At 71.4% G+C, this 24,736-nt stretch carries 18 protein-coding genes; 3 read left to right on the forward strand and 15 right to left on the reverse strand.

Annotated features, from left to right (window positions below; translation table 11 throughout):
• Window positions 1-112: 112 nt before the first annotated feature.
• The 9 genes from J8N05_RS45140 to J8N05_RS45180 form a co-directional block, all read right to left on the reverse strand.
• The gene (locus tag J8N05_RS45140; protein ID WP_107019075.1) at window positions 113-610 is read right to left on the reverse strand and encodes a hypothetical protein; all 498 of its coding nucleotides are present in this window, start codon (window positions 608-610) and stop codon (window positions 113-115) included.
• Between the two features lie 75 nt (window positions 611-685).
• Entirely contained in the window at window positions 686-3,865 is a 3,180-nt protein-coding gene (locus tag J8N05_RS45145) for an ATP-binding protein (protein WP_247706959.1), read from the reverse strand.
• 125 nt (window positions 3,866-3,990) lie between these two features.
• On the reverse strand, window positions 3,991-4,416 hold the full coding sequence (locus J8N05_RS45150; protein WP_210893667.1) for an ACT domain-containing protein: 426 nt from the start codon (window positions 4,414-4,416) through the stop codon (window positions 3,991-3,993).
• Window positions 4,417-4,506: 90 nt separating this feature from the next.
• Complete coding sequence (locus J8N05_RS45155; RefSeq protein WP_210893669.1) at window positions 4,507-5,439, reverse strand: universal stress protein; 933 nt, start codon at window positions 5,437-5,439, stop codon at window positions 4,507-4,509.
• A gap of 134 nt (window positions 5,440-5,573) precedes the next feature.
• Window positions 5,574-5,816 carry a DUF397 domain-containing protein gene (locus J8N05_RS45160; RefSeq protein ID WP_055617755.1) on the reverse strand — a complete coding sequence of 81 codons (243 nt, stop codon included), beginning with the start codon at window positions 5,814-5,816 and terminating at the stop codon, window positions 5,574-5,576.
• 81 nt (window positions 5,817-5,897) lie between these two features.
• The gene (locus tag J8N05_RS45165; protein ID WP_210893670.1) at window positions 5,898-7,112 is read right to left on the reverse strand and encodes a thiolase domain-containing protein; all 1,215 of its coding nucleotides are present in this window, start codon (window positions 7,110-7,112) and stop codon (window positions 5,898-5,900) included.
• Window positions 7,109-8,185, reverse strand: a complete 1,077-nt coding sequence (locus tag J8N05_RS45170; RefSeq protein WP_210893672.1) for a thiolase domain-containing protein — start codon at window positions 8,183-8,185, stop codon at window positions 7,109-7,111. Before J8N05_RS45170 ends, J8N05_RS45165 begins: the two co-directional genes overlap by 4 nt.
• Window positions 8,186-9,130 carry a Zn-ribbon domain-containing OB-fold protein gene (locus J8N05_RS45175; protein WP_210893674.1) on the reverse strand — a complete coding sequence of 315 codons (945 nt, stop codon included), beginning with the start codon at window positions 9,128-9,130 and terminating at the stop codon, window positions 8,186-8,188.
• 192 nt (window positions 9,131-9,322) lie between these two features.
• On the reverse strand, window positions 9,323-10,123 hold the full coding sequence (locus J8N05_RS45180) for a crotonase/enoyl-CoA hydratase family protein (protein WP_210893676.1): 801 nt from the start codon (window positions 10,121-10,123) through the stop codon (window positions 9,323-9,325).
• A 251-nt stretch (window positions 10,124-10,374) separates the two neighbouring features.
• Between J8N05_RS45180 and J8N05_RS45185 the strand changes: the two genes are divergently transcribed.
• Complete coding sequence (locus tag J8N05_RS45185; RefSeq protein ID WP_210893678.1) at window positions 10,375-12,003, forward strand: acyl-CoA synthetase; 1,629 nt, start codon at window positions 10,375-10,377, stop codon at window positions 12,001-12,003.
• A 9-nt stretch (window positions 12,004-12,012) separates the two neighbouring features.
• On the opposite strand, the gene J8N05_RS45190 is transcribed toward J8N05_RS45185, so the two are convergent.
• The gene (locus tag J8N05_RS45190) at window positions 12,013-12,522 is read right to left on the reverse strand and encodes a hypothetical protein (protein WP_210893679.1); all 510 of its coding nucleotides are present in this window, start codon (window positions 12,520-12,522) and stop codon (window positions 12,013-12,015) included.
• A gap of 199 nt (window positions 12,523-12,721) precedes the next feature.
• On the opposite strand from J8N05_RS45190, the gene paaK reads away from it, so the two are divergent.
• Window positions 12,722-14,017, forward strand: coding sequence for a phenylacetate--CoA ligase PaaK (gene paaK / locus J8N05_RS45195; protein WP_210893681.1), 1,296 nt, complete (start codon window positions 12,722-12,724; stop codon window positions 14,015-14,017).
• Window positions 14,018-14,091: 74 nt separating this feature from the next.
• On the opposite strand, the gene J8N05_RS45200 is transcribed toward paaK, so the two are convergent.
• The 4 genes from J8N05_RS45200 to J8N05_RS45215 form a co-directional block, all read right to left on the reverse strand.
• Window positions 14,092-16,029 (reverse strand): alkaline phosphatase family protein, encoded by a 1,938-nt coding sequence (locus tag J8N05_RS45200; protein WP_247706960.1) that lies wholly within the window; start codon window positions 16,027-16,029, stop codon window positions 14,092-14,094.
• Window positions 16,030-16,198: 169 nt separating this feature from the next.
• Entirely contained in the window at window positions 16,199-17,773 is a 1,575-nt protein-coding gene (locus J8N05_RS45205) for an acyl-CoA synthetase (protein ID WP_210893685.1), read from the reverse strand.
• Window positions 17,774-17,986: 213 nt separating this feature from the next.
• Complete coding sequence (locus tag J8N05_RS45210) at window positions 17,987-19,564, reverse strand: acyl-CoA synthetase (protein ID WP_210893687.1); 1,578 nt, start codon at window positions 19,562-19,564, stop codon at window positions 17,987-17,989.
• Entirely contained in the window at window positions 19,561-20,670 is a 1,110-nt protein-coding gene (locus tag J8N05_RS45215) for an NAD(P)H-dependent flavin oxidoreductase (RefSeq protein WP_210893689.1), read from the reverse strand. The genes J8N05_RS45210 and J8N05_RS45215 overlap by 4 nt, the downstream gene beginning before the upstream one ends.
• Window positions 20,671-20,859: 189 nt before the next feature.
• Between J8N05_RS45215 and J8N05_RS45220 the strand changes: the two genes are divergently transcribed.
• On the forward strand, window positions 20,860-22,668 hold the full coding sequence (locus J8N05_RS45220; protein WP_407700012.1) for a serine hydrolase: 1,809 nt from the start codon (window positions 20,860-20,862) through the stop codon (window positions 22,666-22,668).
• A 275-nt stretch (window positions 22,669-22,943) separates the two neighbouring features.
• Here J8N05_RS45220 and J8N05_RS45225 read toward each other — a convergent pair whose 3' ends face one another.
• Window positions 22,944-24,506, reverse strand: coding sequence for a phytoene desaturase family protein (locus tag J8N05_RS45225; RefSeq protein WP_210893693.1), 1,563 nt, complete (start codon window positions 24,504-24,506; stop codon window positions 22,944-22,946).
• Window positions 24,507-24,736 lie beyond the last annotated feature (230 nt).

Here is a 24,736-nt window from a genome sequence, read left to right on the forward strand (position 1 = left end):
TGAAACGACATGACCCCTGACGCTAGAGGTCCGATCACCCGAGCGGCAAGGGTCATGACAAAGACGGTGTGCGGCGGAGAGGTGGCTCACCCGCTGGAGGGGTTCAGGAGGTTCAGCCCTGCTGGAACAGCTCCGCGGGCAGCGGCTTGAGGAGCGCGTACAGGTCGTCGGTGATGGGGCGGTCCCAGGCGGCGATCGTCACGAGGACCTTGTCGCTGCGGTCGAACTGCACACACGAGATACGCGTCTCGGAGAGCTTCAGCCGGCGCACGATGAGGAGGTTGTCCCCCTGCATGACCGGCATGTCCTCGGCGCCGGTGACGACGACCTCTTCGTCGTTCTCCAGCGCCTGCAGCAGCTGGGCCACCTCGAACGGGACCTCTCCCTCGGCGACCTCCCGGGCCGGGGAGCCCTCCGGCAGATTGCCGATGATCATCGCCGGACCGCGGCCGCCGAACAGGTCGTAACGCAGGAACACACCCTGGCAGCTGCCATCGGGGGCGGGCAGCAGGCCCGCGCCGAGATTGCCCGGCCAGTCGCCCGGATCCATGGCCAGAACGTCGAAGTCTGGCCCGGCGGGAGTGGCGCTACGGCGGCGGAGGAAGGACATGCCGCAATGGTACGTGCATCGGAGGGCGTACGGCCGTGGGGTCGGCGGCCACCCACGGAGATCGTCAGACAGGGCCTAAGCCCCGGGGCTCTCCCTTCTCGCCGTCCCCAACGCCGCTCGCAGCCCCGTCCGCTCCGTCCCCACCTTTCGGTAGACCGCCGACAGCAGCCGTACCACCGTCGTCTCCTCCGTGCGGAGCTGTTCGGCGATGGTGGCCGTGGTGAGGCCCCGCACGGCCAGTTCCGCGACCGCGGACTCCCGGGCGGTGAGCGTGTCCGTCTCGGCGCTGTGCAGGCGGCGGGGCCGCAGTCCGGCGGCCTCCAGCTCGTCGCGCGCCGTCTCGGCCAGCCCGTCGGCGCCGCACTGCACGGCCGCGTCGAGCCCCCGGTAGAGGTGCTCGGCGGCCTCCCCGGGACGGCTGCCGCGGCGCAGCTCCGCGCCGAGGGCGACCAGCGCGCACGCCAGTTCGTACGCCGCCGGGGAGCGCTCCAGCTGGTCGACGGACTCTTCGAGGAGGTTGACGCGGGCCAGGCCGGAGGAGACGTCGGCCGCCGCGCGCAGCGCCTGGCCGACCGCCGACGGCGCTCCGTACAGCCGGGCCCGCCGCACCGCGTCGGCCGCCGTGGCGACTGCCCGCTCGGGAGCGTCGTGGCTCTCGGCGCGGGCCAGGTGCAGCTGCCACGGGCACCAGGCGGGGTTGCGCATGCCGCGCGGATCGAGGCGGCGCCCGGCCGCGGCGAGTTCGGCGGCGGCGTCCCCGGTCAGGCCCCTGGCCAGCAGCAGCTCGCCGTGCACGGTCTGGGAATCGGGGAAGACGACGGCGGCGGGGAACGGTTCCTCGAAGGCGTGGTCCTCGGCGAGCTGCGCGGCCTCGGTGAGCCGGCCGCGGGCGAGAAGGACCTCGACGAGGATGCCGACCGCGTACCAGTGGGCCGGGGTGCCGGGGCCGACCCGTTCGGCGAGCCTGAGCCCCGCGCGGACGAAGTCCTCGGCCTCGGCGAGCCGGCCGCGGCGGAAGCGTACGTACGCGAGCAGGGTGTAGCCGAAGGAGAGGTGGGCGCCGTGCCAGCCCTGCCGTTCGAAGTCGGCGATCCCGGCGGCGAACAGTTCCTCGGTGCGCCCCGGCCGGTCGGCGTACATGAAGGTGAGGGCGACGAGGACGGGCACCTCGAAGCCGCGGTCGGCCTCGGCCCAGCCGAAACCGCCGGCCAGGGCGCGCTCCGCGTGGTGGACCGCGATGTGGGCGGGTTCGCCGCGCAGGGTGGCGTCCCAGGCGCGCAGGCCGATCACATAGCGCTCGGTGAGATCGCGGCCGGTGAGCCGGTCGGCGAGCCGGGCCAGCCGGCGGGAGCGGGCCGGCGATTCGGGTTCGTCGGCCCGGAAGGCGTCCCACATGAACTGCTCCGACTGCATCCGCAGCCGTACGCGTACGTCCCCGGTCACCTTGATCTCGCGGGCGAGAGTGTCGGAAGCCTCGCCGAGCCGGTCGCTGTGGGCGAGGACCTGGGAGAGCCGGTAGACGACGTTGTGGCGCAGCGCGGGGTCGTCGATCGGCTCTTCGAGGGCGGCCCGCAGATGGTTGACGGTGGTCGCCGGTTCGGTGAGCAGGGAGGCGCAGCCCAGTTCGTAGAGGACGGCGGCGCGTTCCGCGAGGGGCGGGGGTTCGCGCAGGGCGCGGGCCAGGTGGCGGCGCGCGGCGTCGGGTGCTCCGGCGCGCAGGGTCTCGCGGGCGGCGGCCCGCAGTTGCTGGACGACCCAGGTGTCGCCGTCGGGATGGGTCTCCATGAGGTGTCGGGCGGCGGCGGACGGACCGAGCCCCGCGTCGATGACGCACCAGGCGGCCTGTCCGTGCAGGGCGACCCGGAAGCCGCCGGGGATGGCGCGGTAGACGGCGGTGGCGATGAGCGGGTGGACGAATTCGAGAAGGCCCTCGTCCGTCCCGGAGCCGGTGAGGATACGGGCGTCGCGCAGGGCGTCCGCCGCGTCGGCGGCCTCCTCGGCGCCGAGGCCCGCCACGGCCGCGGCGAGCGTCGGGGAGATCTCGGTGCCGAGGAGGGCGCAGGCCCAGGCGAAGCGGACGGTGGAGGTGCCGAGGCGTTCGAGGCGGGCGATGAGCCCGCTGCCCTTGACCGCGGCGGCCAGGTCACGCAGCAGGTGCGCGCCCGGTTCGGTCGGGGCCAGGCCGCGGTCGCGTACCTTCGCGGTGAGTTCGACGGTCTCGAACGGGTTGCCCGCGGTGACGGCCCAGCACTCCCGGCAGAACGCGTCGTCGGCCCGCGTACCGAGGCTCTCGCGCACCAGGCGCGCCACGGCGTCGGCGCTCAGCGGTTCCAGATCGAGGGGGCGTCCGCCCGCACGGCCGGGCAGGCCCCTGAACGCCTCGGCGTGGTCCGGGAGTTCGTCGGGGCGGTAGGCGACGACGAGGAGCAGCGGCAGTTGCTCGGCGCGGGGCGCGAACGCGGCGAGCCACCGCAGCGACTCCGGGTCGGCCCAGTGCGCGTCGTCGAGGACGAGCACCATCGGGGCGCGGCGCACGGCGAGGTGGGTGAGGACCCAGTCGAGTCCGTCGCGCAGGCCCTGCTGGTCGGGCGGCGAGCCCTCGGTGGTCGCGCACAGTCCGAGCGCGGGTCCGACGATGGCGTACCAACTGCCCAGCGTGGTACGGAGTTCTGCCTCGGGAACGCCCGCCAGCTGGGGTTGGAGGAGTTGGCGTGCGACGTGGAAGGCGACGCGCTGTTCCTGGTCGCCGCCTCGTGCGGACAGGACCGTGCAGCCCTTGGCCTCGGCGCGCCTGCGCACTTCGGCGAGGAGGCTCGTCTTGCCGATTCCGGCGCGTCCGGCGAAGGCGAGCAGTCCGCCGCGGGGCCGGCCGGGCGGCTCGGCGCCGTCCCTGGGAGGGGTGCCGTCCCTGGTAGGGAGGGCGTCCCTGGTAGGGAGGGCGTCCCTGGTAGGGAGGGCGTCCCTGGTAGGGAGGGCGTCCCTGGTGGGGAGGGCGTTTTTGGGAGGGACGGTGTTCTTGGGAAGGGCGGCGTCCCGCTGTGGCGCGGCGTCTTCTCGGTGGGGCCCGGCACCAGATCGGTCGGGCCGGTGGGTCCCGGGGATGTCCGTGCGGACGCCGGTGGCGATCGCACGGAGTCCGAGAGGGTCCGCGCCGAGTCCGAAGGTGCCCGTGCGCAGCCCGGTCACCTCGCCCAACGCCTCGTCCACCGCGGCGAGTTCCATCTCGCGTTCGAAGAGCGTTCTACTGCTCCGCATGCCCTGCCGCCCCATGCTGCACCCCCTGCCACGGTGGTGCGGCCGACGCGGGGAGACGGTGCGCACCGTGGCTTACAGGCACCTCAGCGTACGCCGGGGGCGAGTGCCGCGGGCCCGTCCGGGTGTTACCGCCCGGAGCGTTCGGCCAGCTGTTCCAGCAGGGCCACGGCCTCGGCGGCCCGCTCGTGCGGGACGAAGAGGTGGTCGTGGTGGAAGCCCGCGACGACGTTGCAGCTCAGGCCCTCTTCGGCGAGGGCCCGGGCGACGGCGGCCGTGAGTCCGACGGCGTCCAGCGCCGAGTGGATGCGCAGGGTGATCCACCCGGCCACATAGTCGTAGGCCAGGCGTGCCGCGTCGGCGCCCTCCTGTTCGACGACGAGGGTCAGGCCCTCGTCCTCGACGACGGTGACGACGGGCGAGAGACCCGGGGGTGCCGTGCGGCCGGGGACCGTGGTGAAGACGTAGCGGCCGGGGTGCAGGGCGGGTTCCATACCGCTCAGCAGCCGACCGAGATCACGTTCCGCGCCCGTTCCACCGCTCGCTCCGCTCATGCCAGGAGGTTATGCCGTTTTCCTGTGCCGTTCGTGGTGCCGGGGTCCGCCGACCGTACGCGAGGGCATGATGCAGGCCTTCGGGCCCGTTCAGCCCTCCGCAGTCTCCGCCGTCTCTGGCGTCTCCGGCGTCTCCGGCGTCTCCGGCGGAATCACCGCCACCGGGCTCGCCGCGTGCAGCAGTACCGCCTGGGTGACCGAGCCCATCATGCGGGCGGGTGCGAGCAGGCGCCGGCGGTGGCGGCCCACCACCACGAGGTCCGCCCCTCGGGAGGCCGCGACGAGCTGGCCCGCCGCGTCGCCGGGCAGTACGTACAGGTCGACGCCGACCCCGGGATGCCGCTCGGCGTGCGGTGCGACGAAGCCCGCGGTCAGGGTCCTCGTCTCGGACTCGATGGCGTCCTCGTCGACGACCGGCGACGGGACGAGGTCGCCGGACTGCACCGGCCAGGGGAACACGGCGAGCACCTGGAGGCGGGCCTCGCGCCGCGCGGCCTCGGCGAACGCGAACGCGAGGGCCTCGCTGTTCGGGCTGTCCACGTGCAGCCCGACGACCACCCGTGGCCCTGGGGTGACGAGTTCCGAGTCGTGCACCTCGCGTCCGGGCCTGGGGACCACCACGACGGGGCACTCCGCGTCGCGCGCGGCGGCCGTGCCGTTCGAACCGAGGAGCAGGCTCGCGAAACCGCCGCGGCCCCGGGAGCCGAACACCATCAGCTGCGCGTCGGAGCCCAGGCCGGGCAGCAGACCCGCGGGGGCGCCGTCCAGCGCGAGGTACTCCGTGACCGGCGCGTCCTCGCCCAGCCCCTTGAGCCGGTCACGGACCAGGTCGAGCACCTGATCGGTGTCCGGCTCGGGCTGGACGGCGGCCAGTGTCTCCGGCCGCAGCAGAGGCCCGTACTCCCGCACATGGACCACGCGCAGGGGCGCCTCGCGTCTGCGGGCCGCGTCGAGGGCCCAGTCGAGGGCGCGCAGGCTGTCGTCCGATCCGTCGACCGCAGCGATGACCGGCAGGGTGTTCATGGAATTCTCGCCTCCGGAACGTCTTCTTCCGCTTCCTGTGGCCAGCCTCGCTCAGGCCGGGCCCCAGGAAGGGGTCGAAGATCGCGTGTCCGGAAAAAGGGACGGGAAACTCCCCCCTCGGGCGGGACCGGATCTCAGGTGAGGTCGAACTCCCCCTCCCGTGCCCCCGACACGAACGCGCCCCACTCCGCGGGCGTGAAGATCAAGGACGGGCTTTCCGGGCGGCCGCTGTTGCGCATCGCGATGAAACCCTCGACAAAGGCGATCTGGACATCCCCCTGCCCGCGGCTGCTCGAATGCCAGTCGGCGCTGCTGAGGTCAAGCTCCGGCTTGTCCCAGCCCGCGAGCGGGTGCTGCTGGATGGTGCTCTCGGCCACGTCCGTGCTCCTCCCGGTTCGTCGTCCGCGGCCAGCCTAGCTTTCGGCACCTGCCGCGCACAGGCCACGTAAGAAGGACATTCACGAGGTGGGCGGCGCCGCTCCGACCAGCCACATCGAGAAGAACTGGGAGCCGCCGCCGTACGCGTGCCCGAGGACCCGGCGTGCGCCGTCGACCTGGTGTTCTCCGGCCTGCCCACGCACCTGGAGTGCGGCTTCGGCGAAGCGGATCATCCCGGAGGCACCGATGGGGTTGGTGGAGAGCACCCCGCCCGACATGTTCACCGGAAGGTCGCCGTCCAGTTCCGTGACCCCGGACTCGGTGAGTTTCCAGCCCTCGCCCTCGTCGGCGAAGCCCAGATTCTCCAGCCACATGGGCTCGTACCAGGAGAACGGGACGTACATCTCGACCGCGTCGATGTCCCGGCGGGGGTCCGCGATGCCCGCCTGCCGGTACACGTCGGCCGCGCAGTCCTTGCCGGCCTGCGGGGAGACGAAGTCCTTGCCCGCGAAGAGCGTCGGTTCGCTGCGCATCGCGCCGCCGTGCATCCAGGCGGCCGGCCGCGGCGAACGGGCCGCGCCCGCCCGGTCGGTGAGGACCATCGCGCAGGCGCCGTCGGAGGACGGGCAGGTCTCCGAGTAGCGGATCGGATCCCAGAGCATCGGCGAGGCCTGGACCTTCTCCAGCGTGATGTCGTGCTCGTGCAGATGCGCGTACGGGTTCTTGAGCGCGTTGCGGCGGTCCTTGTACGCGACCAGGGAGCCGACCGTGTCGGGGGCGCCGGTGCGCCGCATGTAGGCGCGCACGTGCGGGGCGAAGAAGCCGCCCGCTCCGGCGAGCAGGGGCTGCTGGAAGGGGATCGGCAGGGACAGGCCCCACATGGCGTTCGACTCGGACTGCTTCTCGTAGGCGAGGGTCAGTACGGTGCCGTGGACACGGCCCGCGATCAGGTTCGTGGCGACGAGCGCGGTCGAGCCGCCCACGGAGCCCGCGGTGTGGACGCGCAGCATCGGTTTGCCGACCGCGCCGAGGGCGTCGGCGAGGTACAGCTCGGGCATCATGACGCCCTCGAAGAAGTCGGGCGCCTTGCCGATGACGACGGCGTCGATGTCGGCCCAGGTCAACTCGGCGTCGTCGAGGGCGCGTCGGGCGGCCTCACGGACGAGTCCCGCGATCGACACGTCCCGTCGGGCCGCCACGTGCTTGGTCTGGCCGATCCCGACGACGGCCACGGGCTCCTTGCCCGTCGCGGGGCCCGTCGCGGGGCTCGTCCCAGGGCTCGCTGCGGGGCTCATCGCGGGTCTCCTTCCAGTACGGCGACCAGGTTCTGTTGCAGACAGGGCCCCGAAGTGGCGTGTGCCAGTGCCCGGTCGGAGTCACCGCGCCCGATCCGGGCGGCGGCCTCGCCGATCCGGATGAGGCCCGCGGCCATGATGGGGTGGGCGGCGAGCGCTCCCCCGGACGGATTGACGTCGACGTCGTCGCCCAGCCGCAGGGCTTTGCGCAGCACCACTTCCTGGGAGCTGAAGGGCGCGTGCAACTCGGCCGTGTCCACGGGCCGTTCGAAGGCGCCCGCCCGTTCCGCCGCCAGCCGCGCGGAGGGCGAGTCGGTCAGGTCCCGTACACCCAGGCCGTGCGCCTCGATGCGGTGGTCGATGCCCCGTATCCAGGCGGGCCGCTCGCACAGTTCACGGGCCCGCTCCCCCGCGGCGAGGATCACGGCGGCGGCTCCGTCGCCGATGGGCGGACAGTCCCCGGTACGCAGAGGGCGTACGGCGTACTCGCCGTGCGGCACCGAACCACGCAGCTGCGCATGGGAGTTGTCGGTCGCCGCGGCCCGGCTGCGGGTGGCGACGGCGGCGAGCGCCGGCTCGTCGGTGTCGCCCGCGTCGATGAGCGCCTGCGCCTGGAGGGCGGCCAGCGCGACGGAGTCGGGCCACAGGGGGGCCACGTAGTACGGGTCGAGCTGCCGGGTCAGCACATCGCGTACGGAGCCGGGGGACGACTTGCCGTACGCGTACACCAGCGCGGTGTCCGCGTCGCCGGTGAGGAGCTTCGTCCAGGCCTCGTACAGGGCCCACGCGCCGTCCATCTCCACATGCGACTCGGAGATCGGCGGCCAGGCCCCCACACCGTCCAGGGCCATGGTGAAGGAGAAGGCCCGGCCCGCGAGATAGTCCGTGGAGCCGGAGCAGGTGAAGCCGATGTCGCTGGTCCTCAGCCCGGTCTGCGCCAGCACCTGGTGCAGGACCGGCATGAGCATCTCCACCTCGGAGAGCTCGTCGCTGGTGCGCCGGTGGTCGGTCTGCGCGAAGGCGACGACGGCGATGTCCCTGAGCGGGCGGGGTGCGGACCTCGGTGCGGGCATCTACAACAGCTCCTTGTACGTCTCGTAGTCCGCGTCGGGTTCGCCGGTGGGCCGGTAGTGGTCGGGGTGGCCGCCCCCGTCCGACCAGACGGGCTCGACCCGCAGCCCCATGCGCACCTGGTCGTAGGGGATGCCGCCGATCCGGCCGTGCAGGGCGAGGTCGGCGCCGTCGAGAGCGATGTGCGCGTAGACGTACGGCACTTCGATGTCGAGGTTCTTCGCCTTGATGTTGACGATGCAGTAGGTGGTCACTGTGCCGCGCGGACCTACTTCGACCCGTTCCGATGTGGCCACACCACATGTGGGGCACGCACCCCTCGGCGGGACGTACACCTTGCGGCACGACGGGCAGCGCTCCCCGACGACCCGCCGTTCGGCGAGCGCGTGGAGGTAGGCGCTCTGGGCACGGCCCGGCGAGTACGTGTAGTCGAGCCGGGCGGGTGCGACGATGCCGGTCACCAGATCCTCGAACCGGCCGTCGCTGCCGGCGAGTTCGGCGGTGGCCTCGTCGTGGGGCTCGAAGCAGGCGATGTCCGTGATGGCGCCGGAGCGTTCGCCGGCCCAGCGGACCCGGACACGCATACCGGTGTGCACGGAGTCGGGGCCGCCGGGGGCGTCGAGCACGTGCAGCAGCCCGGTGTCGGCCCCGTCGAGCCGCACCAGCACCCAGGCGAACGGCCGGTCCAGCGGCTGCCCCCGGCGGGGTTCGTGATTCCAGGCCCAGGTGGTGACGGTCCCGGTGGCCGCGACCTCGACGAGCTCGCTCAACTCCTCCGAGGTGACGGGGTCGTACTCGACGGGCGGCACCAGCGTGCGCCCGTCGGCGGTCCTCACCCCCAGGACGACGCGCTCGCGCAGCCCGGTGAGAAACGCGCTCTGGACGGGCCCGAGGGACCGGGTGAAGGGAAACTCGACGACAAGGGGAGCTTTGAGAACTTCGGGCACGGATTCTCCTCACACGCAGAGGGGACTTTCGCCCCCGTCAGGGGCAGCGCCCCGTACGGGGCGCGGGGAACTGCGCGACCAGCCACGACGGACCCGCAGCGACGAACCGACCTCCCGCGAAGCGGCACAACGGCGAGGCGAAGCGCGGCGGGGGCGGGGGCGAGGGCGGGCCACGACACGCCACGGCGAGGCTCACTGCCGCCGATACACCGCGGGCCGCCGCTCGGCAAAGGCCCGAGCCCCTTCCTTCGCATCAGCGGTGTCGAACACCGGCCACCCCCGCTTCAGCTCGGCGGCCAGCCCCTCCGACTCCCCCATCTCCGCGGTCTCGTACACGGACGCCTTCACCGCTTCCACGGCCAGCGGCCCGCACGCGTTGACCTGCTCCGCGATACCCAGCGCCTTCTCCAGCGCGGTCCCGTCGGGCACGACATGCCCGATCAGCCCGATGTCGGCGGCTTCCCGCGCCGAGTACGGCCGCCCGGTCAGCAGCATCTCCAGCGCGTGCGTACGCGGAATCTGCCGCTGGAGCCGCACCGTCGAGCCCCCGATCGGAAACAGCCCGCGCCGCACCTCGAAGAGCCCGAACGTGGCGGACTCCCCCGCGACCCGGATGTCGGTCCCCTGGAGGATCTCGGTACCGCCGGCCACACAGTGGCCCTCGACCGCTGCGATCACGGGTTTGCGCGGCCGGTGATGACGCAGCATCGCCTTCCAGTGCAGATCGGGGTCGGCCGTGAGGCGCTCCCGGTGCTGCTGCCCCTCCATCCCCTTGCCCGCGAGGGCCTTGAGGTCCATGCCCGCGCAGAACGCGCCGCCCGCACCGGTCAGGACGATCGAGCGGATGGCGTCGTCCTCGTCGGCCTCGACCCAGCCGTCGTACAGGCCGACCAGCATCGGCAGCGAGAGCGCGTTCTTGGCCTCGGGCCTGTTGAGCGTGAGCACCAGTGTGGCGCCTTCGCGCTGCACGGTGAGGTGTTCCGTCCCACCCATAGCCGTCCTCCCGTCTCAGGAACGAGAACAGGTTGCAGGAGGCGCCGAAGCAGTTCAAGGGTTTTCTGACAGACAGTCAGATTTCTTGTGCGCGGACCCTTCACAGTTGTGGCGGGCTTTGCTCTGATGACCGGCGAAGCGATGACGCACGTCCCTTCATCGACGCGCGGCCGATACGCCCCACGCCCGTCTCGGCGCACGTCGATGTCCGTCGATGCTTGCCGGGGCCTGCTCCGGGGTCTGGAGGAGCGGTGGAGTACAACCTTGCCGACCTGTTCGAGTCGGTCGTCGACGCGGTCCCCGACCGTGAGGCGCTGGTCCACCTCGACCATCCCGGTACGGGAGCCGAGCGCCGCCTCACCTACGCCGAGCTGGACGCGGCGGCCAACCGCGTCGCCCACCACCTGATCGACAGCGGCATCCGCCCCGGAGAGCACCTCGGACTGCACCTCTACAACGGCATCGAGTACCTGCAGACCGTCCTCGGGTGCCTGAAGGCCAGGATCGTGCCGGTCAACGTCAACTACCGTTATGTCGAAGAGGAGTTGATCTACCTCTACAAGGACGCCGACCTGGTGGCGCTGGTCTTCGACGCGGAGTTCACCGACCGGGTGGCGGCGGCCCTGCCCCGCACCCCGGCACTGCGCCTCCTCGTGCGCGTGGGAGTTCCGGACCCGGACGCGCCCGCGCTGCCGGCGCTGGACTTCGCGGCCGCCGAAGCCACCGGATCCCCCGGGCGGGGCTTCCCGGAGCGGTCGGCCGACGACCAGTTCATCATCTACACCGGCGGCACGACCGGGATGCCCAAGGGTGTGATGTGGCGTCAGGAGGACCTGTTCTTCTCGGGGTTGGGAGGAGGAGCTCCGACCGGCGAGCCGGTGAAGAAGCCGGAGGAGCTGGCCGAGCGGGTGGCGGCCGGCGGCGACGGGATCACCTTCTTCCCCACGGCTCCGCTCATGCACGGCACCTCGACCCTCACCGCGTTCATCGGCTTCCACTTCGGTCAACGCGTGGTGATCCACAGCAAGTTCGTGCCCGACCAGGTGCTGCGGACCATCGAGAAGGAGAAGGTGACCAGCGTGTCGCTGGTCGGCGACGCGATGCTGCGGCCACTGATCGACGCGCTCAACGGGTCCATGAAGGGCACCGACTGCTCCTCCCTGTTCAGCGTCTCCTCGTCCGGCGCGATCATGTCGGAGACGGTGCGCGCCCAGTTCCAGGCCCTCGTGCCGAACGTGATGCTGCTCAACAACTTCGGCTCCTCGGAGTCCGGCTTCAACGGCACGGCGACCGCCGACTCGGGCCCCGGCCGAGGCTTCCGCATCCAGGTCAACTCCCGTACGCAGGTGGTGGACCCGGCGACGTACGAGCCGGTCCCGGTCGGCGAACCCGGGCGCATCGCACAGCGCGGGCACGTGCCCCTCGGCTACTACAACGACCCGAGGAAAACCGCCGAGACCTTCTTCGAGAAGGACGGCGAGCGCTGGGTGCTGCTCGGCGACATGGCGACGGTCGACGAGGAGGGCGTCGTCACCGTGCTGGGCCGCGGCTCGCAGTGCATCAACACCGGTGGGGAGAAGGTGTATCCGGAGGAGGTCGAGCAGGCGCTCAAGTCGCACCCCGACGTGTACGACGCGCTGGTGGCCGGAGTGCCCGACGAGACCTGGGGCAACCATGTGGCGGCCGTGGTGCAGCTGCGCGAAGGCGGCGGAAGGCCCTCCCTGGACGAGATCCAGACCCACTGCCGTACCCATCTGGCGGGCTACAAGATCCCGCGCCAGCTGGTGATCACCGACTCCATCCAGCGGTCCCCGAGCGGCAAGGCGGACTACCGGTGGGCACGGTCGGTGGCGGCGGACGCGGCGCAGACCCCACGCTGACGGGCCGGTTCAGGTGTTGAAGGGCCGGTAGTGGACGAGGGCGAGGCCGTCGCTGCCGTCCCGCAACGTCAGCTCCACCGCCACGGCGCCCCCTTCGGCGTACGGGTCCAGGGTCAGCACCCCGCAGCGGTCGGCGTCCTCCTGGACGCAGCCCGTACGCAACTCCATGTCGGGGTAGGCGTCGGCCAGCCAGGTGTCGAGGTCGGTCCGCGGGATACGGAACCGGACGTCGTACAACGTGTCGATGCCGTGCTGCACGACGCAGGACGCGTCCTTCGCCCCGGCCGGCAGCCGCTCCTGATCCGCGAACCGCAACGCCTCCCGGCACGGCACCTTCACCCCTGCGACCCGCGGGTCCTCGGTCCGCGTACCCCCGGTCCGTACACCGCCGGTCCGCGCGTCCTCACCCTCGCCGGGCCCGGCGGAGGCCGTCGCCCACACCGCCCAGCCGAGACAGGCCAGCGCCAGCACGGCGACCAGCCCGCCCACCCCGGCGACCCTTCCCCCAGTACGTGACACCCGCGGTCCTCCTTCTCATACTCCTGCGCCTGGACACCGCTCGCCCGCTCGTCCGCTCGGCAGGGAAGAGGGGTGATCGGCGGACCCGGTTCCCGTCGCACGCCTTGACGGCCGCCCGTACGGCTGGATTACTTGATCCGCAAGGACACGACCGAATGATCGGTCGCCCGAAATGGTCCAGGGGTGAGGGAGAAGGCCTGTGGCGGATGTGACGGACCTGCTGGACGCGGGCGAGCGGCTCGACGCCGACGGCCTGCGCGCGCTCCAGCTGGAGCGGCTGCGGACCACCCTGCGGCACGCGTACGAGAACGTGCCGTTCTACCGCGACTCCTTCGACAAGGCGGGGCTGCGGCCCGAGGACTGCCACTCACTTGCCGATCTGGCCCGCTTCCCCTTCACCACGAAGGCGGACCTGCGCGACAACTATCCGTACGGGATGTTCGCCGTGCCGCGGGACCGTATTCGCCGTATCCATGCCTCCAGTGGCACCACAGGGCTCCCCACGGTCGTCGGATACACCGAGAACGACCTCTCCATGTGGTCCGACATGGTGGCCCGCTCGATCCGCGCGGCGGGCGGCCGGCCCGGTGACATCGCCCATGTGGCCTACGGCTATGGCCTGTTCACCGGTGGGCTCGGCGCACACTACGGCGCCGAACGGCTCGGCTGTACGGTCGTCCCCGCGTCCGGCGGCATGACCGCGCGCCAGGTCCAGCTGATCCAGGACCTGAAGCCCGGGATCATCATGGTGACGCCCTCCTACATGCTGACGATTCTCGACGAGTTCGAGCGGCAGGGTGTGGATCCGCGCCACACCTCGCTCCGCGTGGGCATCTTCGGTGCCGAGCCCTGGACCGAGGAGATGCGCCGGGAGATCGAGGAGCGGTTCGCCATCGACGCGGTCGACATATACGGGCTGTCGGAGGTGATCGGCCCCGGGGTGGCCCAGGAGTGCGTGGAGACGAAGGACGGACTGCACATCTGGGAGGACCACTTCTACCCGGAGGTCGTCGATCCGCTCACGGGCGAGGTGCTGCCGGACGGCGAGGAGGGCGAGCTGGTGTTCACCTCCCTCACCAAGGAGGCCATGCCGGTGATCCGCTACCGGACCCGGGACCTGACCACGCTGATGCCCGGGACGGCCCGGGTCTTCCGCCGGATGCGGAAGATCACCGGCCGCAGCGACGACCTGGTCATCGTGCGCGGGGTGAACCTCTTCCCCACCCAGGTCGAGGAGATCGTCCTGCGCACACCGGGCGTCGCCCCGCACTTCCAGCTGCGGCTGACCCGCGAGGGCCGCCTCGACTCGCTCACCGTACGGGCCGAGGCCCGCACGGGCGCCACCCCGGAGATCCGCGACGAGGCCGCGCGCTCCATCGCGGCGGCCGTGAAGGACGGCATCGGCGTCTCGGCGCGGGTCGAGATCGTCGAACCGGAGTCGCTGGAACGGTCGGTGGGCAAGATCAGGCGCATCGTGGACCTGCGCCCGCGATAGCACCACACCGAAGGGCATGTGGGTCCGGACCACATGGATCCGGACCCACATGTGTGCGGGAGTTACTAAACCCCCTACGGGTGGGGCGTCGAGCCGTACGCCATCAGGAAGCGGTCGCGGAAGGAGTCCATCCGCCAGACCGGCGCCGTGTCGTCGGGCTTGAGGCCCTCGGTCCAGTTCCAGTCGTCGATCTTGTCGAGTACGGACTTGTCGTGGGCGACGATCGAGACCGGCACGTCCCGGTTGGCGTCGTCGCCGCTCACCCTGGCCAGGGGCTGGTGGTCGCCCAGGAAGACCAGCACGGTGTTCTTGTTGCCGTACTTGACCACGTAGTCGATGAGGCTGGTCACGGAGTACTCGACGGACTTGCCGTACTCCTCCTTGACCTTGGTCGAGTCGTAGAAGACGTCCGCGGGCTTCTTGCCCTCCTTCTGGATGTCCTTGTAGACCGAGCCGTCGCCGACCTCGTCCCAGGGGATCGTCCTGGGGATCGGGGCCCAGGGCTGGTGGCTGGAGGTCAGGATGATCTCCGACATCAGCGGCTTGTCGCGCTTCTTGCCGTGCTCAAGGCGCTGGTAGGCGCTGAGGGCGTACTGGTCGGGCATGGTCGACCAGCTGAACTTGGGGCCCTTGTAGCCGAGTTCCCGTGAGTCGTAGACGTTGTCGAGGCCGTAGAACGAGCCCTCGGGCCAGTTCTTCTGGACGCCCGGCATGATGCCCACGGTCCGCCAGTCGCCGGTGCGCTGGAAGGCACCGGTGAGCGTCAGGTGATCGCCCGCGGTGACGGTGCGGTAGCGGGCCTGGTTGCTGATCCACAGCCCGGACAGGAACGTGGAGTGGCCGAGCCAGCTGCTGCCGCCGTACGTCGCCGAGGTGAGCCAGCCGCTCTTGGCCGCGTACCCGGCCTCGGTCAGCTCCGCCGTCTTGTCGTCGAGCACGGCGTCGACCCCGGGCGCCATGACCGGGTCCTCGATGGCGCTGCGGCCGTAACTCTCGATGAAGGCGAAGATGACGTCCTTGCCGCGCAGATCGGGGACGAGCTGGTCCGGCGGTGTCTTCGCGAACTTGTCCTTCTTGGCGATCTTGGCGAACTCCGCCTCGTCCTTGAGGGTCGCCTGCACCCGGTCCACCCGGTTCTGGACGGCGCCGGCGGTGCTGCGGGCCGCGAACTGCACCCCCGCGAACTGCACGCCGAGCGCCGAGCAGGCCACCCAGACCGTGCCGGCGACCAGCGTGGCACGGGTCGCACGCCCGCTCTGCCGGGCCAGCAGGTTGCCGAGCCGGACGACGGAGAGGGCCATCAGCGCGAATATGGCGACGACGAGCACGATGACCGCGATCACGACGGCGACCGCCCCGGTCTTGCCCATCGAGTCCTCAAGGTACGTCCGGGCGTCGTTGAACAGGGTCCAGTCGAGTACGACGTTGAAGCCGCGTCCGAGGAATTCGTTGAAGCCGAGGTCGAGGAGGTTCAGGACGGTCATCGCGCCCAGGCTCAGACCGGCGAGGACGGCGGTGATCAGCCTCAGCGTCTTCGGCAGGACCATGAGGACGGCCGCGCCGAAGATCGCCTCCACCGGCAGCCGCAGGAACACGGCGGGCCGGAAGCGGTCGGGGTCGTTCGGCATGAGCAGCGCGAAGAGCACGAGCAGCGCGGCGAGGGAGGTGATCGTGTACGTCACGGTCCGGGCGGCGCCGGGGTGCTTGGCGCGCCAGCCGCGGGGGGTGGGGGGTGCCTCGGCCGTCTCCTCGGCGCCGGTTGTGGCGTCCTCGTCGGCGTCGGCGGGCGCCTCCGCGTCGGTGGATATGTGCGCGCTGGCGGGTGCGGCCTCATCCTCCCCGGCGGGGGCCTCTTCGTCCTCGGCCTCGACAGGGGCGACCGCCGCACCGGTCGGCGCGTCCGCTGCCTCGGCGGGCTTCCCGACCCCGTCGGCGGCCGGGGCTGCCGGCTCGGCGGAAGGGTCCGCCTTCTCCGTGGATGTGCTGTCCGCCGGAGGCACTGCCTCGGGCATCTCGGGTTCCTTCGGGGTTGTCCGGTCCAGGTCCGGCAATGAGTGAGAGTTCGTGGTGCTAGACAACCCGAAGGTCCTTCCGTGCGAAACCCGGTGGTGGCTGGGCGGACCAGGCTCGGGTGGTCGGACCGCCGTAACGTAACTGGTACGGCCCACCGGCGGATTCAGTTCAGTGGGGCGGGGGTTCGCCCGGCAAAGATTCGGTCACCGGTGAGTCAAGGTCGCCAGGGGCCGCCACCTGGGAACCCTCCCCGAACCGGTCCCGCAGTTCCCGCTTGAGGATCTTCCCGCTCGCGTTGCGCGGCAGCTCGTCCACGAACACCACCCGCTTGGGCGCCTTGAAGTGGGCAAGCTTCTCCCGGGCGTGGGCGAGCAGTTCGTCCTCCGTGACCTCGCCGCGGCGTACGACGACCGCGGTGACGGCCTCGATCCACCGCTCGTCGGGCAGCCCGACCACCGCGGCCTCGGCCACCTCGGGGTGGGTGTAGAGCGCGTCCTCGACCTGCCGTGAAGCGACCAGTACACCGCCGGAGTTGATGACGTCCTTCACCCTGTCGACGACGGTGAAGTACCCCTCGGCGTCCCGCACCACCAGATCGCCGGAGTGGAACCAGCCGTCCTGGAAGGCCTCGGCCGTCTCCTCGGGCTTGTCCCAGTAGCCCTCGCAGAGCTGCGGCGAGCGGTAGACGACCTCACCTGAGGTGCCGTCGGGCACGTCCTTGCCGTCCTCGTCGACCACCCGCGCGTCCACGAAGAGCACCGGACGTCCGCAGGAGTCCAGCCGCTTCTTCCGGTGCTCGTGCGGCCCGAGGACCATGGACAGCGGACCGATCTCGCTCTGGCCGAAGCAGTTGTAGAAGGCCAGCTTCGGCAGCCGGGCCCGCAGCCGTTCCAGGACGGGCACCGGCATGATCGACGCCCCGTAGTACGCCTTGCGCAGTCCGCTCAGGTCGCGGGTGGCGAAGTCGGGGCGGTTCGACAGACCGATCCACACGGTGGGCGGCGCGAAGAGGCTGTCCGCCCGGCCGGCCTCGACGAGGTCGAACAACAGGTCCCCGTCGGGGGCGTCGAGGATGGTGTTGGAGGCGCCGACCGCGAGGTACGGCAGCAGGAACACATGCATCTGCGCCGAGTGGTAGAGCGGCAGCGAGTGCACGGGCAGATCCCCCGCGCTCAGGTCGAGGGCGGTGATCGCGCTCAGGTACTCGTGCACCAGCGCGCGGTGGGTCAGCATCGCGCCCTTGGGCAGGGCCGTCGTGCCCGAGGTGTAGAGCAGCTGCGCCAGGTCCTCGGTGCGCGGCTCGGGGCCGTCGTAGGCGGGTGTCGACTCCAGCCGGGCGAGCAGCGAGTCCTCGGCGTCGCGCAGCGGCAGCACCCGTACGCCGTCGGGGAGCCGGTCCGCGAGATCCGGGTCGGCCAGGACCAGGGTGCTGCCCGACTGGCCGACGATGTACGCGAGATCGTCGCCCGTGAGGTTCTGGTTCACCGGCACATGGACGAGCCCGGCGCGGGCGCAGGCCAGGAAGCCGATGAGGTACGCGTCGGAGTTGTGCCCGTAGGCGCCGACGCGGTCGCCCGGGGCGAGTCCCGAGGAGCGCAGTACCTCGGCCGCGCGGGAGACGGCCTCGTCGAGTTCGGCGTAGGTCCAGGTGCGTTCGCGGTAGGTGACCGCTGCGCGAGCCGGGGTGCGCCGGGCGCTGCGTCGCAGTACCCCGTCAACCGTGCTGCCGTGTCCAGGCGTCATGGGACTTGATCCTGGTTCCGTCCAGGTCGCAGGTCAAGCCGGGCGGCACGGGCTCCGGGACCGGCTCCGGGACGGGCGATGGGGACGGTCTCCTGTGGCATGGGGTGGCATGGGACCACACAGGACCGGAGCGCATACGGGCCGGTAGCACATGGCACCGGAGCACATGTGGGCCGAAGCCGTATGGCACCGACCCACATCCGTGCCGGGGCCTCACACCGGTCGCGTACGACCCTCCCAGTACGGTTCCCGGAGCCGTCGTTTGTACAGCTTCCCGTTCGGGTCGCGTGGCATCGTCTCGATGAAGTCGACGCTCCCCGGGCGCTTGTACCCGGCGAGTTGCTGTGCGCAGTGTTCGAGGATCCGCGCGGCCAGCGCCTCGCCCGCTTCGAAGCCGGGCGCGGGTTCGACGACCGCCTTCACCGCCTCGCCCCAGTCGTCGTGCGGGATCCCGAAGGCGGCCGCGTCGGCGACGGCGGGGTGGGTGAGCAGCGCGGCCTCGATCTCGGCGGGATAGATGTTGACCCCGCCGGAGATGATCATGTCGATCTTGCGGTCGCGGAGGAAGAGATAGCCGTCCTCGTCGAGATATCCCAGGTCGCCGACGGTGAAGAAGTCCCCGATGCGGTTCTTCCTCGTCTTGGTCTCGTCCTTGTGGTAGGAGAATCCGCCGGTGCTCATCTTCATGTAGACGGTGCCGAGTTCGCCGGACGGCAGCCTGTTGCCGTCGTCGTCGAAGACGGCGAGTTCGCTGATGGGCCACGCCCTGCCGACCGTGCCGGGTTTCTTCAGCCAGTCCTCGGCGGTGGCGAAGGCCCCACCGCCCTCGCTGGCCGCGTAGTACTCCTCGACGCTGTGGCCCCACCACTCGATCATGGCCCGTTTCACATGGTCCGGGCAGGGGGCGGCGCCATGGATGGCGTGTCGCATGGACGACACGTCGTAGGCCTCTCTGGTGTGTTGCGGCAACGCGAGCAGGCGGTGGAACTGGGTCGGCACCATATGGGTGTGGGTGCACCGATGGGTGTCGATGAGCCGGAGCATCTCCTCGGGCGTCCACTTGTCCATCAGCACCAGCCGGTGCCCGATGTGCAGGGACGCGCCCGCGAACTGCAGGACCGCCGTGTGGTAGAGCGGCGAGCACACCAGATGCACATTGCCGTCGAACGGCTTGATCCCGAAGATGCCGAGGAAACCGCCGAGATACGTCTCCTCGGGGAGCTTGCCGGGCAGCGGTCGGCGGATGCCGCGCGGTCGCCCCGTGGTGCCGGAGGTGTAGTTCATGACCCAGCCGAGCGTCCGGTCCGCGGGCACGGTCCCGGGCTGCCCGTCGAGGAGGTCGCCGTACGGCCGGAACCCCTCGATCGCACCGGCCGTGCTCGTCGTACCGGCCGCACCGACCGCGTACCGCCGGTCCGCGGGGAGCTCCGCCTCGTCGGCCGCGTGGCGTGCGGCGTCGCCGAACCGCTCGTGCGCGATGAGGGCCTTGGCCCCGGAGTCGGCCACGATCCAGGCGATCTCGGGGCCGACCAGATGGTGGTTGACGGGCACGAGGTAGAAGCCGGCCTGGGAGGCGGCGAGGTAGACGGTGAGGAACTCGACGCCGTTGGGCAGCACGACGGCGAAGGAGTCGCCGCGTTCGAGTCCGGCGGCGCGCAGTCCGTGGACCAGGCGGTTGGCCTCGGCGTGCAGCCGTCCGGCGGTCCACTCCTCGCCGTCGGTCGCGACGAGCACGATGCGTTCAGGGTCGGCGGTGGCCTGGGACCAGAAGCCGTTGGGGGGCTGGCTCACTCGTGGCTCCTTCCGGCGATGCGGTCGAGTCGGTCCACGGCCTCCTCGAAGCCGCGGGTGAGGTCGTCGACGACCTCCTGGACTGCGCGTTCGCTGTTCATGCGGCCGACGATCTGGCCCACGGGTGTGCCGAGCAGCGGTTCCACCTCGTGCTTCTGGATCCGTGAGAGCGCCTCGGCGACCAGGAGTCCCTGCAGGGGCATGGGGAGCGTGCCGGGCCCGTTCGGGTCGTCCCAGGCGTCGGTCCATTCGGTACGCAGCTGCCGTGCGGGTTTCCCGGTCAGAGCGCGCGAGCGGACGGTGTCGCCGGACCCGGCGGCCAGGAGTTTCCGGGTCACGGCGCGCGAGTGCATATCGGCTTCTGTGGTGGTCAGCCATATGGAGCCGAGCCACACACCCTGGGCACCGAGTGTGAGCGCTGCAGCCATCTGCTGTCCGCTGCCGATGCCCCCCGCGGCGAGCACGGGCAGGGGCGCCACGGCCTCGACGACCTCCGGGGTCAGCACCATGGAGCCGATCTCGCCGGTGTGTCCGCCGCCCTCGTAGCCCTGGGCGACGACGATGTCGATGCCCGCCTCGGCGTGCTTGCGCGCGTGCCGGGCGCTGCCCGCGAGGGCGGCGACGAGCACGCCCTTCTCGTGGGCGCGCTCGATGACGTCGGCGGGCGGCGAGCCGAGCGCGTTGGCCAGCAGCTTGATCGGGTAGTCGAAGGCGACGTCCAGCTGGGTGCGGGCGACCTGTTCCATCCAGCCGGTGATGCGCCAGCCGGAGGCCTCCCCCTCGTCGAGTTCGGGCACCGCGTACTTGGCCAGGGTGTCCCTGACGAACTGGCGGTGCCCCTCGGGGATCATCGCCTCGACGTCGGCCTCGGTGACACCCTCGACCTTCTTGGCGGGCATGACGACATCGAGCCCGTACGGCATCGAGTCGACGTGTGCCTCGATCCAGTCGAGGTCCCGTTTGAGTTCATCGGGGTCGGCGTAGCGGACCGCGCCGAGCACACCGAATCCACCGGCCCGGCTGATGGCAGCGGCGACGGCGGGGAACGGCGTGAAGCCGAAGAGGGCGTGCTCGACTCCCAGTTTCTTGCTCAACTCCGTCTGCATGGGCGCAGGATGCCGCAGTCCCGTGGACGAGGGAAGAGCTTTTCTGATGGACCGTCAGTTTTTTGGACCGTGGACGAGTCGGAGCGCCACCGTTGACACCGCCCTCCTCTGACACAAAAGTTTCACCGGGCACGGTGTGGGCGGAAAAATACTTTCAAGCGGCGTGACGGCGTGACGGGAGGCTCTTCAATGGCATCGATGTCATCGACGGGGGACAGAGCGGACGGCGGGCCGACCCGCCGTCAAGTGGGGCGCGGTCTGACGGCGTTGGGAGGCGCGTTGATCCTGGCGCCTCTGCCCGCGGCGTCGGCTGCGCCCGGCACGGGCAAGGGCGACGGAGCCGGGGGCTCCAAGCACCCGACCCTGCGCCACGGCTCCGCCGAACGCGCCGGCCTGCTGCCTGGCCCGCTGCGCCAACTCGTCACCGACGCCGAGTCGTTCCTCGCACCCTCCCCCAAGTACCCCTGGTACGCGGGTGCCGTGCTGCTCGCGGGCCGCGGCGCTACGGTCGCCCTGCACGAGCCGATCGGCAAGGCGGTGCGCTACTCGGCGTACGACGAGAAGACCGACACCGCCGTGGAGTTCCCCGCGGAGCGGCAGATCGCGATGGCCGAGGACACGGTCTTCGACCTGGCCTCGGTGTCCAAGCTGTTCACATCGATCCTCGCCGTGCAGCAGATCGAGCGCGGCACGCTGGAACTGGAGGGCAAGGTCGCCTCGTACCTCCCGGACTTCGGCGGCGCGGGCAAGCAGGACATCACGATCCGCCAACTGCTCACCCACACCTCGGGGTTCCGCGCCTGGATCCCGCTCTACAGCGCGCCGACGTACGAGGAGAAGCTCCAACTCGTCTGGAAGGAGGCGCCCCTCAATCCGCCGGGCACCAAGTACCTCTACTCGGACCTCAATCTGATCTCGCTGCAGCTGGTCCTGGAGAAGATCACCGGCCGCGCCCTGGACGTCCTGCTCCGCACCGAGATCACCGCGCCGCTCGGCATGCGCCGCACCCGATACAACCCGCCGGCCTCCTGGAAGCCGGGGATCGCCGCCACCGAGGACGCCCGCAAGCCGTGGTCGGGGCTCGACCGGGGGCTCGTATGGGGTGAGGTGCACGACGAGAACGCGTACAGCCTGGGCGGTGTCGCGGGGCACGCCGGTGTCTTCTCCACCGCGTGGGACCTCGCGGTACTCGGCCGGACGCTGCTCAACGGCGGGGTGTACGGCAGGGCGCGCATCCTGGAGCCGGAGTCCGTGGACCTGATGTTCACGGACTTCAACACGGCCTTCCCCGGCGACGAGCACGGTCTCGGCTTCGAGCTCTACCAGCACTGGTACATGGGCGCGATGGCCACTCCGCGCACCGCGGGGCACACGGGCTTCACGGGGACCTCGCTCGTCCTCGACCCGACGACCGACTCGTTCCTCGTCCTCCTCGGCAACTCCGTTCATCCGGTGCGCAGTTGGCGCTCCGGTTCGGCTCCCCGGGTCGCCGCCGCCAACAACCTGGCCCGCGCTGTTCCGGTCCGGCCCGCGCGGGGGCGTGCGGCCTGGTTCTCCGGCATGGCGACCGCGGCCTCCGCGACGCTGACACTGCCCGCGCTGGACGTGGGCGCCGGCGGGCGGCTGCGGTGCGCGCTGTGGTGGGACACCGAACCGCAGGCGGACGCGCTCTTCCTGGAGTCGTCGGCGGACGGCGGGGAGACGTGGCAGGCGGTGCCGTTCACGACCGTCCGCGACGGTGAGGCTCCCGCCGGGCATCCGGCCGGATCGGTGACCGGCTGGTCGGGCCGGGTGTGGCACCGGGTCGGCGCGGACCTTCCCGCTGCCGCGCGGCTCGTCCTGCGGTGGCGGTACACGACGGACCGGCTGTATGTGGGGCGGGGTGCGTACGTGGACGCGCTGCGGGTCGGTGACGACGGGCGTGTCCTGTTCGACGACGGCCGTCCGGCGGACTCGGCGCGCGTCGAGGCCGTGGGGTGGGTGGTGTCCTCGGACTGAGCGGGCCCGGCCCCACGACCTGCCGCGTCCGCCGCCGGCTCTGCCGTAGCGGATGCGGCTGCGGGTCGTGGGGGTCGCCCGCGCAGTTCCCCGCGCCCCCTGGGGCGGCCGCCCGCCGTCGGCCCTGCCCTAGCGGACGCGGCTGCGGGTCGTGGTGGGTCACCCGCGCCGTTCCCCGCGCCCCTGAACAGCCCCCGCCGTTGGTCCTGCCGTAGCGGATGCGACCGCGGGTCGTGGGGGTTGCTCGCGCCGTTCCCCGCGCCCCTGAGGCGCCCCTACGGGGCTTCCAGGAGGGCCATGGCCGCGTTGTGGCCCGGTACCCCGCTCACTCCTCCGCCCCGCACCGCGCCCGCGCCGCAGAGGAGGATGTTGGGGTGGGCGGTCTCGACGCCCCAGCGGCCCGTCTCCTCCTGGGTGTGGGGGAAGGCGAGGTCGCGGTGGAAGATGTTGCCGCCGGGGAGCCGCAGGTCGCGTTCCAGGTCGAGGGGGGTCTTGGCCTCGATGCACAGACGGCCGTCCCCGTCGGTCGCCAGGCAGTCGACGATCGGTTCGGCGAGGTGTGCGTCCAGTTGCGCCAGGGTCGACTTCAGCAGTTCGCGGCGTACGCCGTCGTTGTCCTGGGCGAAGAGCCGGGCGGGTGTGTGCAGCCCGAAGAGGGTCAGCGTGTGGTAGCCCTGCTGTTGGAGGTCGGGGCCCAGGATCGTGGGATCGGTCAGCGAGTGGCAGTAGATCTCGGAGGGCGGCGCCTCGGGCAGCACACCGGACGAGGCCTGCGCGTGCGCGGTCGCCAGCTGCTCGTACCCCTCGGCGATGTGGAAGGTCCCGGCGAAGGCCTCCCGCGGGTCGACGGAGGTGTCGCGCAGCCGGGGCAGCCGCTTCAGCAACATGTTGACCTTGAGCTGGGCGCCCTCGGCGGGGGTGGGCGCCTCGTCGCCGGTCAGTCGCGCGAGTTCCTGCGGGGAGGCGTTGACGAGCACGTGCCGGGCTGCGACGGTTCCCTCGCCGTCCGCGGTCCGGTAGGTGACCTCGGCGGCGCGTCCGTCGGTCTCCACCCGGAGCGCCTCGTGTCCGGTGGCAAGGACCGCGCCGGCGTTGCGCGCGGCGGTGGCCAGCGCGTGGGTGAGGGCGCCCATGCCGCCGACCGGGACGTCCCAGGCTCCGGTGCCGCCGCCGATCACGTGGTAGAGGAAGCAGCGGTTCTGCCGCAGGGTGGGGTCGTGGGCGTCGGCGAAGGTGCCGATGAGGGCGTCGGTGAGGACGACTCCGCGGACGAGGTCGTCGGCGAAGGTGTCCTCGACGGCGATCCCCAGCGGTTCCTCGAAGAGGATGCGCCAGGCCTCCTCGTCGTCGATGCGGCGGCGCAGTTCGTCGCGGGTGGGGAGCGGTTCGGTGAGGGTGGGGAAGACCTTCTTGGCGAGGCGGCCGGTCATGCCGTAGAAGCGCTGCCAGGCCTGGTACTCACTGCCCGAGCCGGTGAGCTTGGCGAAGGCCTCCCGGGTGCGCCGTTCGCCGCCCCCGACGAGCAGTCCGGCGGGCCGGCCGCCGCGCTCGGTGGGGGTGTACGAGGACACGTTGCGGCCGCGGACCCGGAAGTCCAGGCCCAGGTCCCGGACGATCTTCCGGGGCAGCAGGCTGACCAGATAGGAGTAGCGCGACAGCCGGGCGTCGACCCCGGCGAACGGCCGCGTCGACACGGCGGCGCCGCCGGTGTTCGCCAGCCGCTCCAGAACGAGCACGGACTTCCCCGCGCGGGCCAGATAGGCGGCGGCCACCAGCCCGTTGTGCCCTCCGCCGACAATGACGACGTCGTGTTCCCGGTATCCCTCGTGAGCACCCATCCCCCTAGGTAACACGCAAAGATCCACACCGACCACCCCCACACGCACCCGGCGGACACCCATGTGGGGGCGCCCCAGCCCCTAAGGGCCGCGGGGAACGGCGCGCCCAGCCACGGACAGCCCGCACCCGGCAAATCCGCCCGGCCCCCACCCACCCAGGGCCGCGGGGAACTGCGCGACCAGCCACGGCCGACCCGCACCCAAAAGAACCCGCCCACCCCCACCCCCCT

This window comes from Streptomyces liliiviolaceus (assembly GCF_018070025.1).
Classification (GTDB): domain Bacteria; phylum Actinomycetota; class Actinomycetes; order Streptomycetales; family Streptomycetaceae; genus Streptomyces; species Streptomyces liliiviolaceus.

What these genes read in the sequence shown, in the direction of transcription:
- J8N05_RS45220 (WP_407700012.1), top strand. Translation starts at nt 20,860, where the DNA reads ATGGCATCGATGTCATCGACGGGGGACAGAGCGGACGGCGGGCCGACC.
- J8N05_RS45170 (WP_210893672.1), bottom strand. Translation starts at nt 8,185, where the DNA reads ATGCCCGCACCGAGGTCCGCACCCCGCCCGCTCAGGGACATCGCCGTC.
- J8N05_RS45155 (WP_210893669.1), bottom strand. Translation starts at nt 5,439, where the DNA reads ATGAACACCCTGCCGGTCATCGCTGCGGTCGACGGATCGGACGACAGC.
- J8N05_RS45150 (WP_210893667.1), bottom strand. Translation starts at nt 4,416, where the DNA reads ATGAGCGGAGCGAGCGGTGGAACGGGCGCGGAACGTGATCTCGGTCGG.
- J8N05_RS45200 (WP_247706960.1), bottom strand. Translation starts at nt 16,029, where the DNA reads ATGCCCGAGGCAGTGCCTCCGGCGGACAGCACATCCACGGAGAAGGCG.
- J8N05_RS45165 (WP_210893670.1), bottom strand. Translation starts at nt 7,112, where the DNA reads ATGAGCCCCGCAGCGAGCCCTGGGACGAGCCCCGCGACGGGCCCCGCG.
- J8N05_RS45215 (WP_210893689.1), bottom strand. Translation starts at nt 20,670, where the DNA reads ATGCAGACGGAGTTGAGCAAGAAACTGGGAGTCGAGCACGCCCTCTTC.
- J8N05_RS45145 (WP_247706959.1), bottom strand. Translation starts at nt 3,865, where the DNA reads ATGCGGAGCAGTAGAACGCTCTTCGAACGCGAGATGGAACTCGCCGCG.
- J8N05_RS45180 (WP_210893676.1), bottom strand. Translation starts at nt 10,123, where the DNA reads ATGGGTGGGACGGAACACCTCACCGTGCAGCGCGAAGGCGCCACACTG.
- J8N05_RS45225 (WP_210893693.1), bottom strand. Translation starts at nt 24,506, where the DNA reads ATGGGTGCTCACGAGGGATACCGGGAACACGACGTCGTCATTGTCGGC.
- J8N05_RS45205 (WP_210893685.1), bottom strand. Translation starts at nt 17,773, where the DNA reads ATGACGCCTGGACACGGCAGCACGGTTGACGGGGTACTGCGACGCAGC.
- J8N05_RS45140 (WP_107019075.1), bottom strand. Translation starts at nt 610, where the DNA reads ATGTCCTTCCTCCGCCGCCGTAGCGCCACTCCCGCCGGGCCAGACTTC.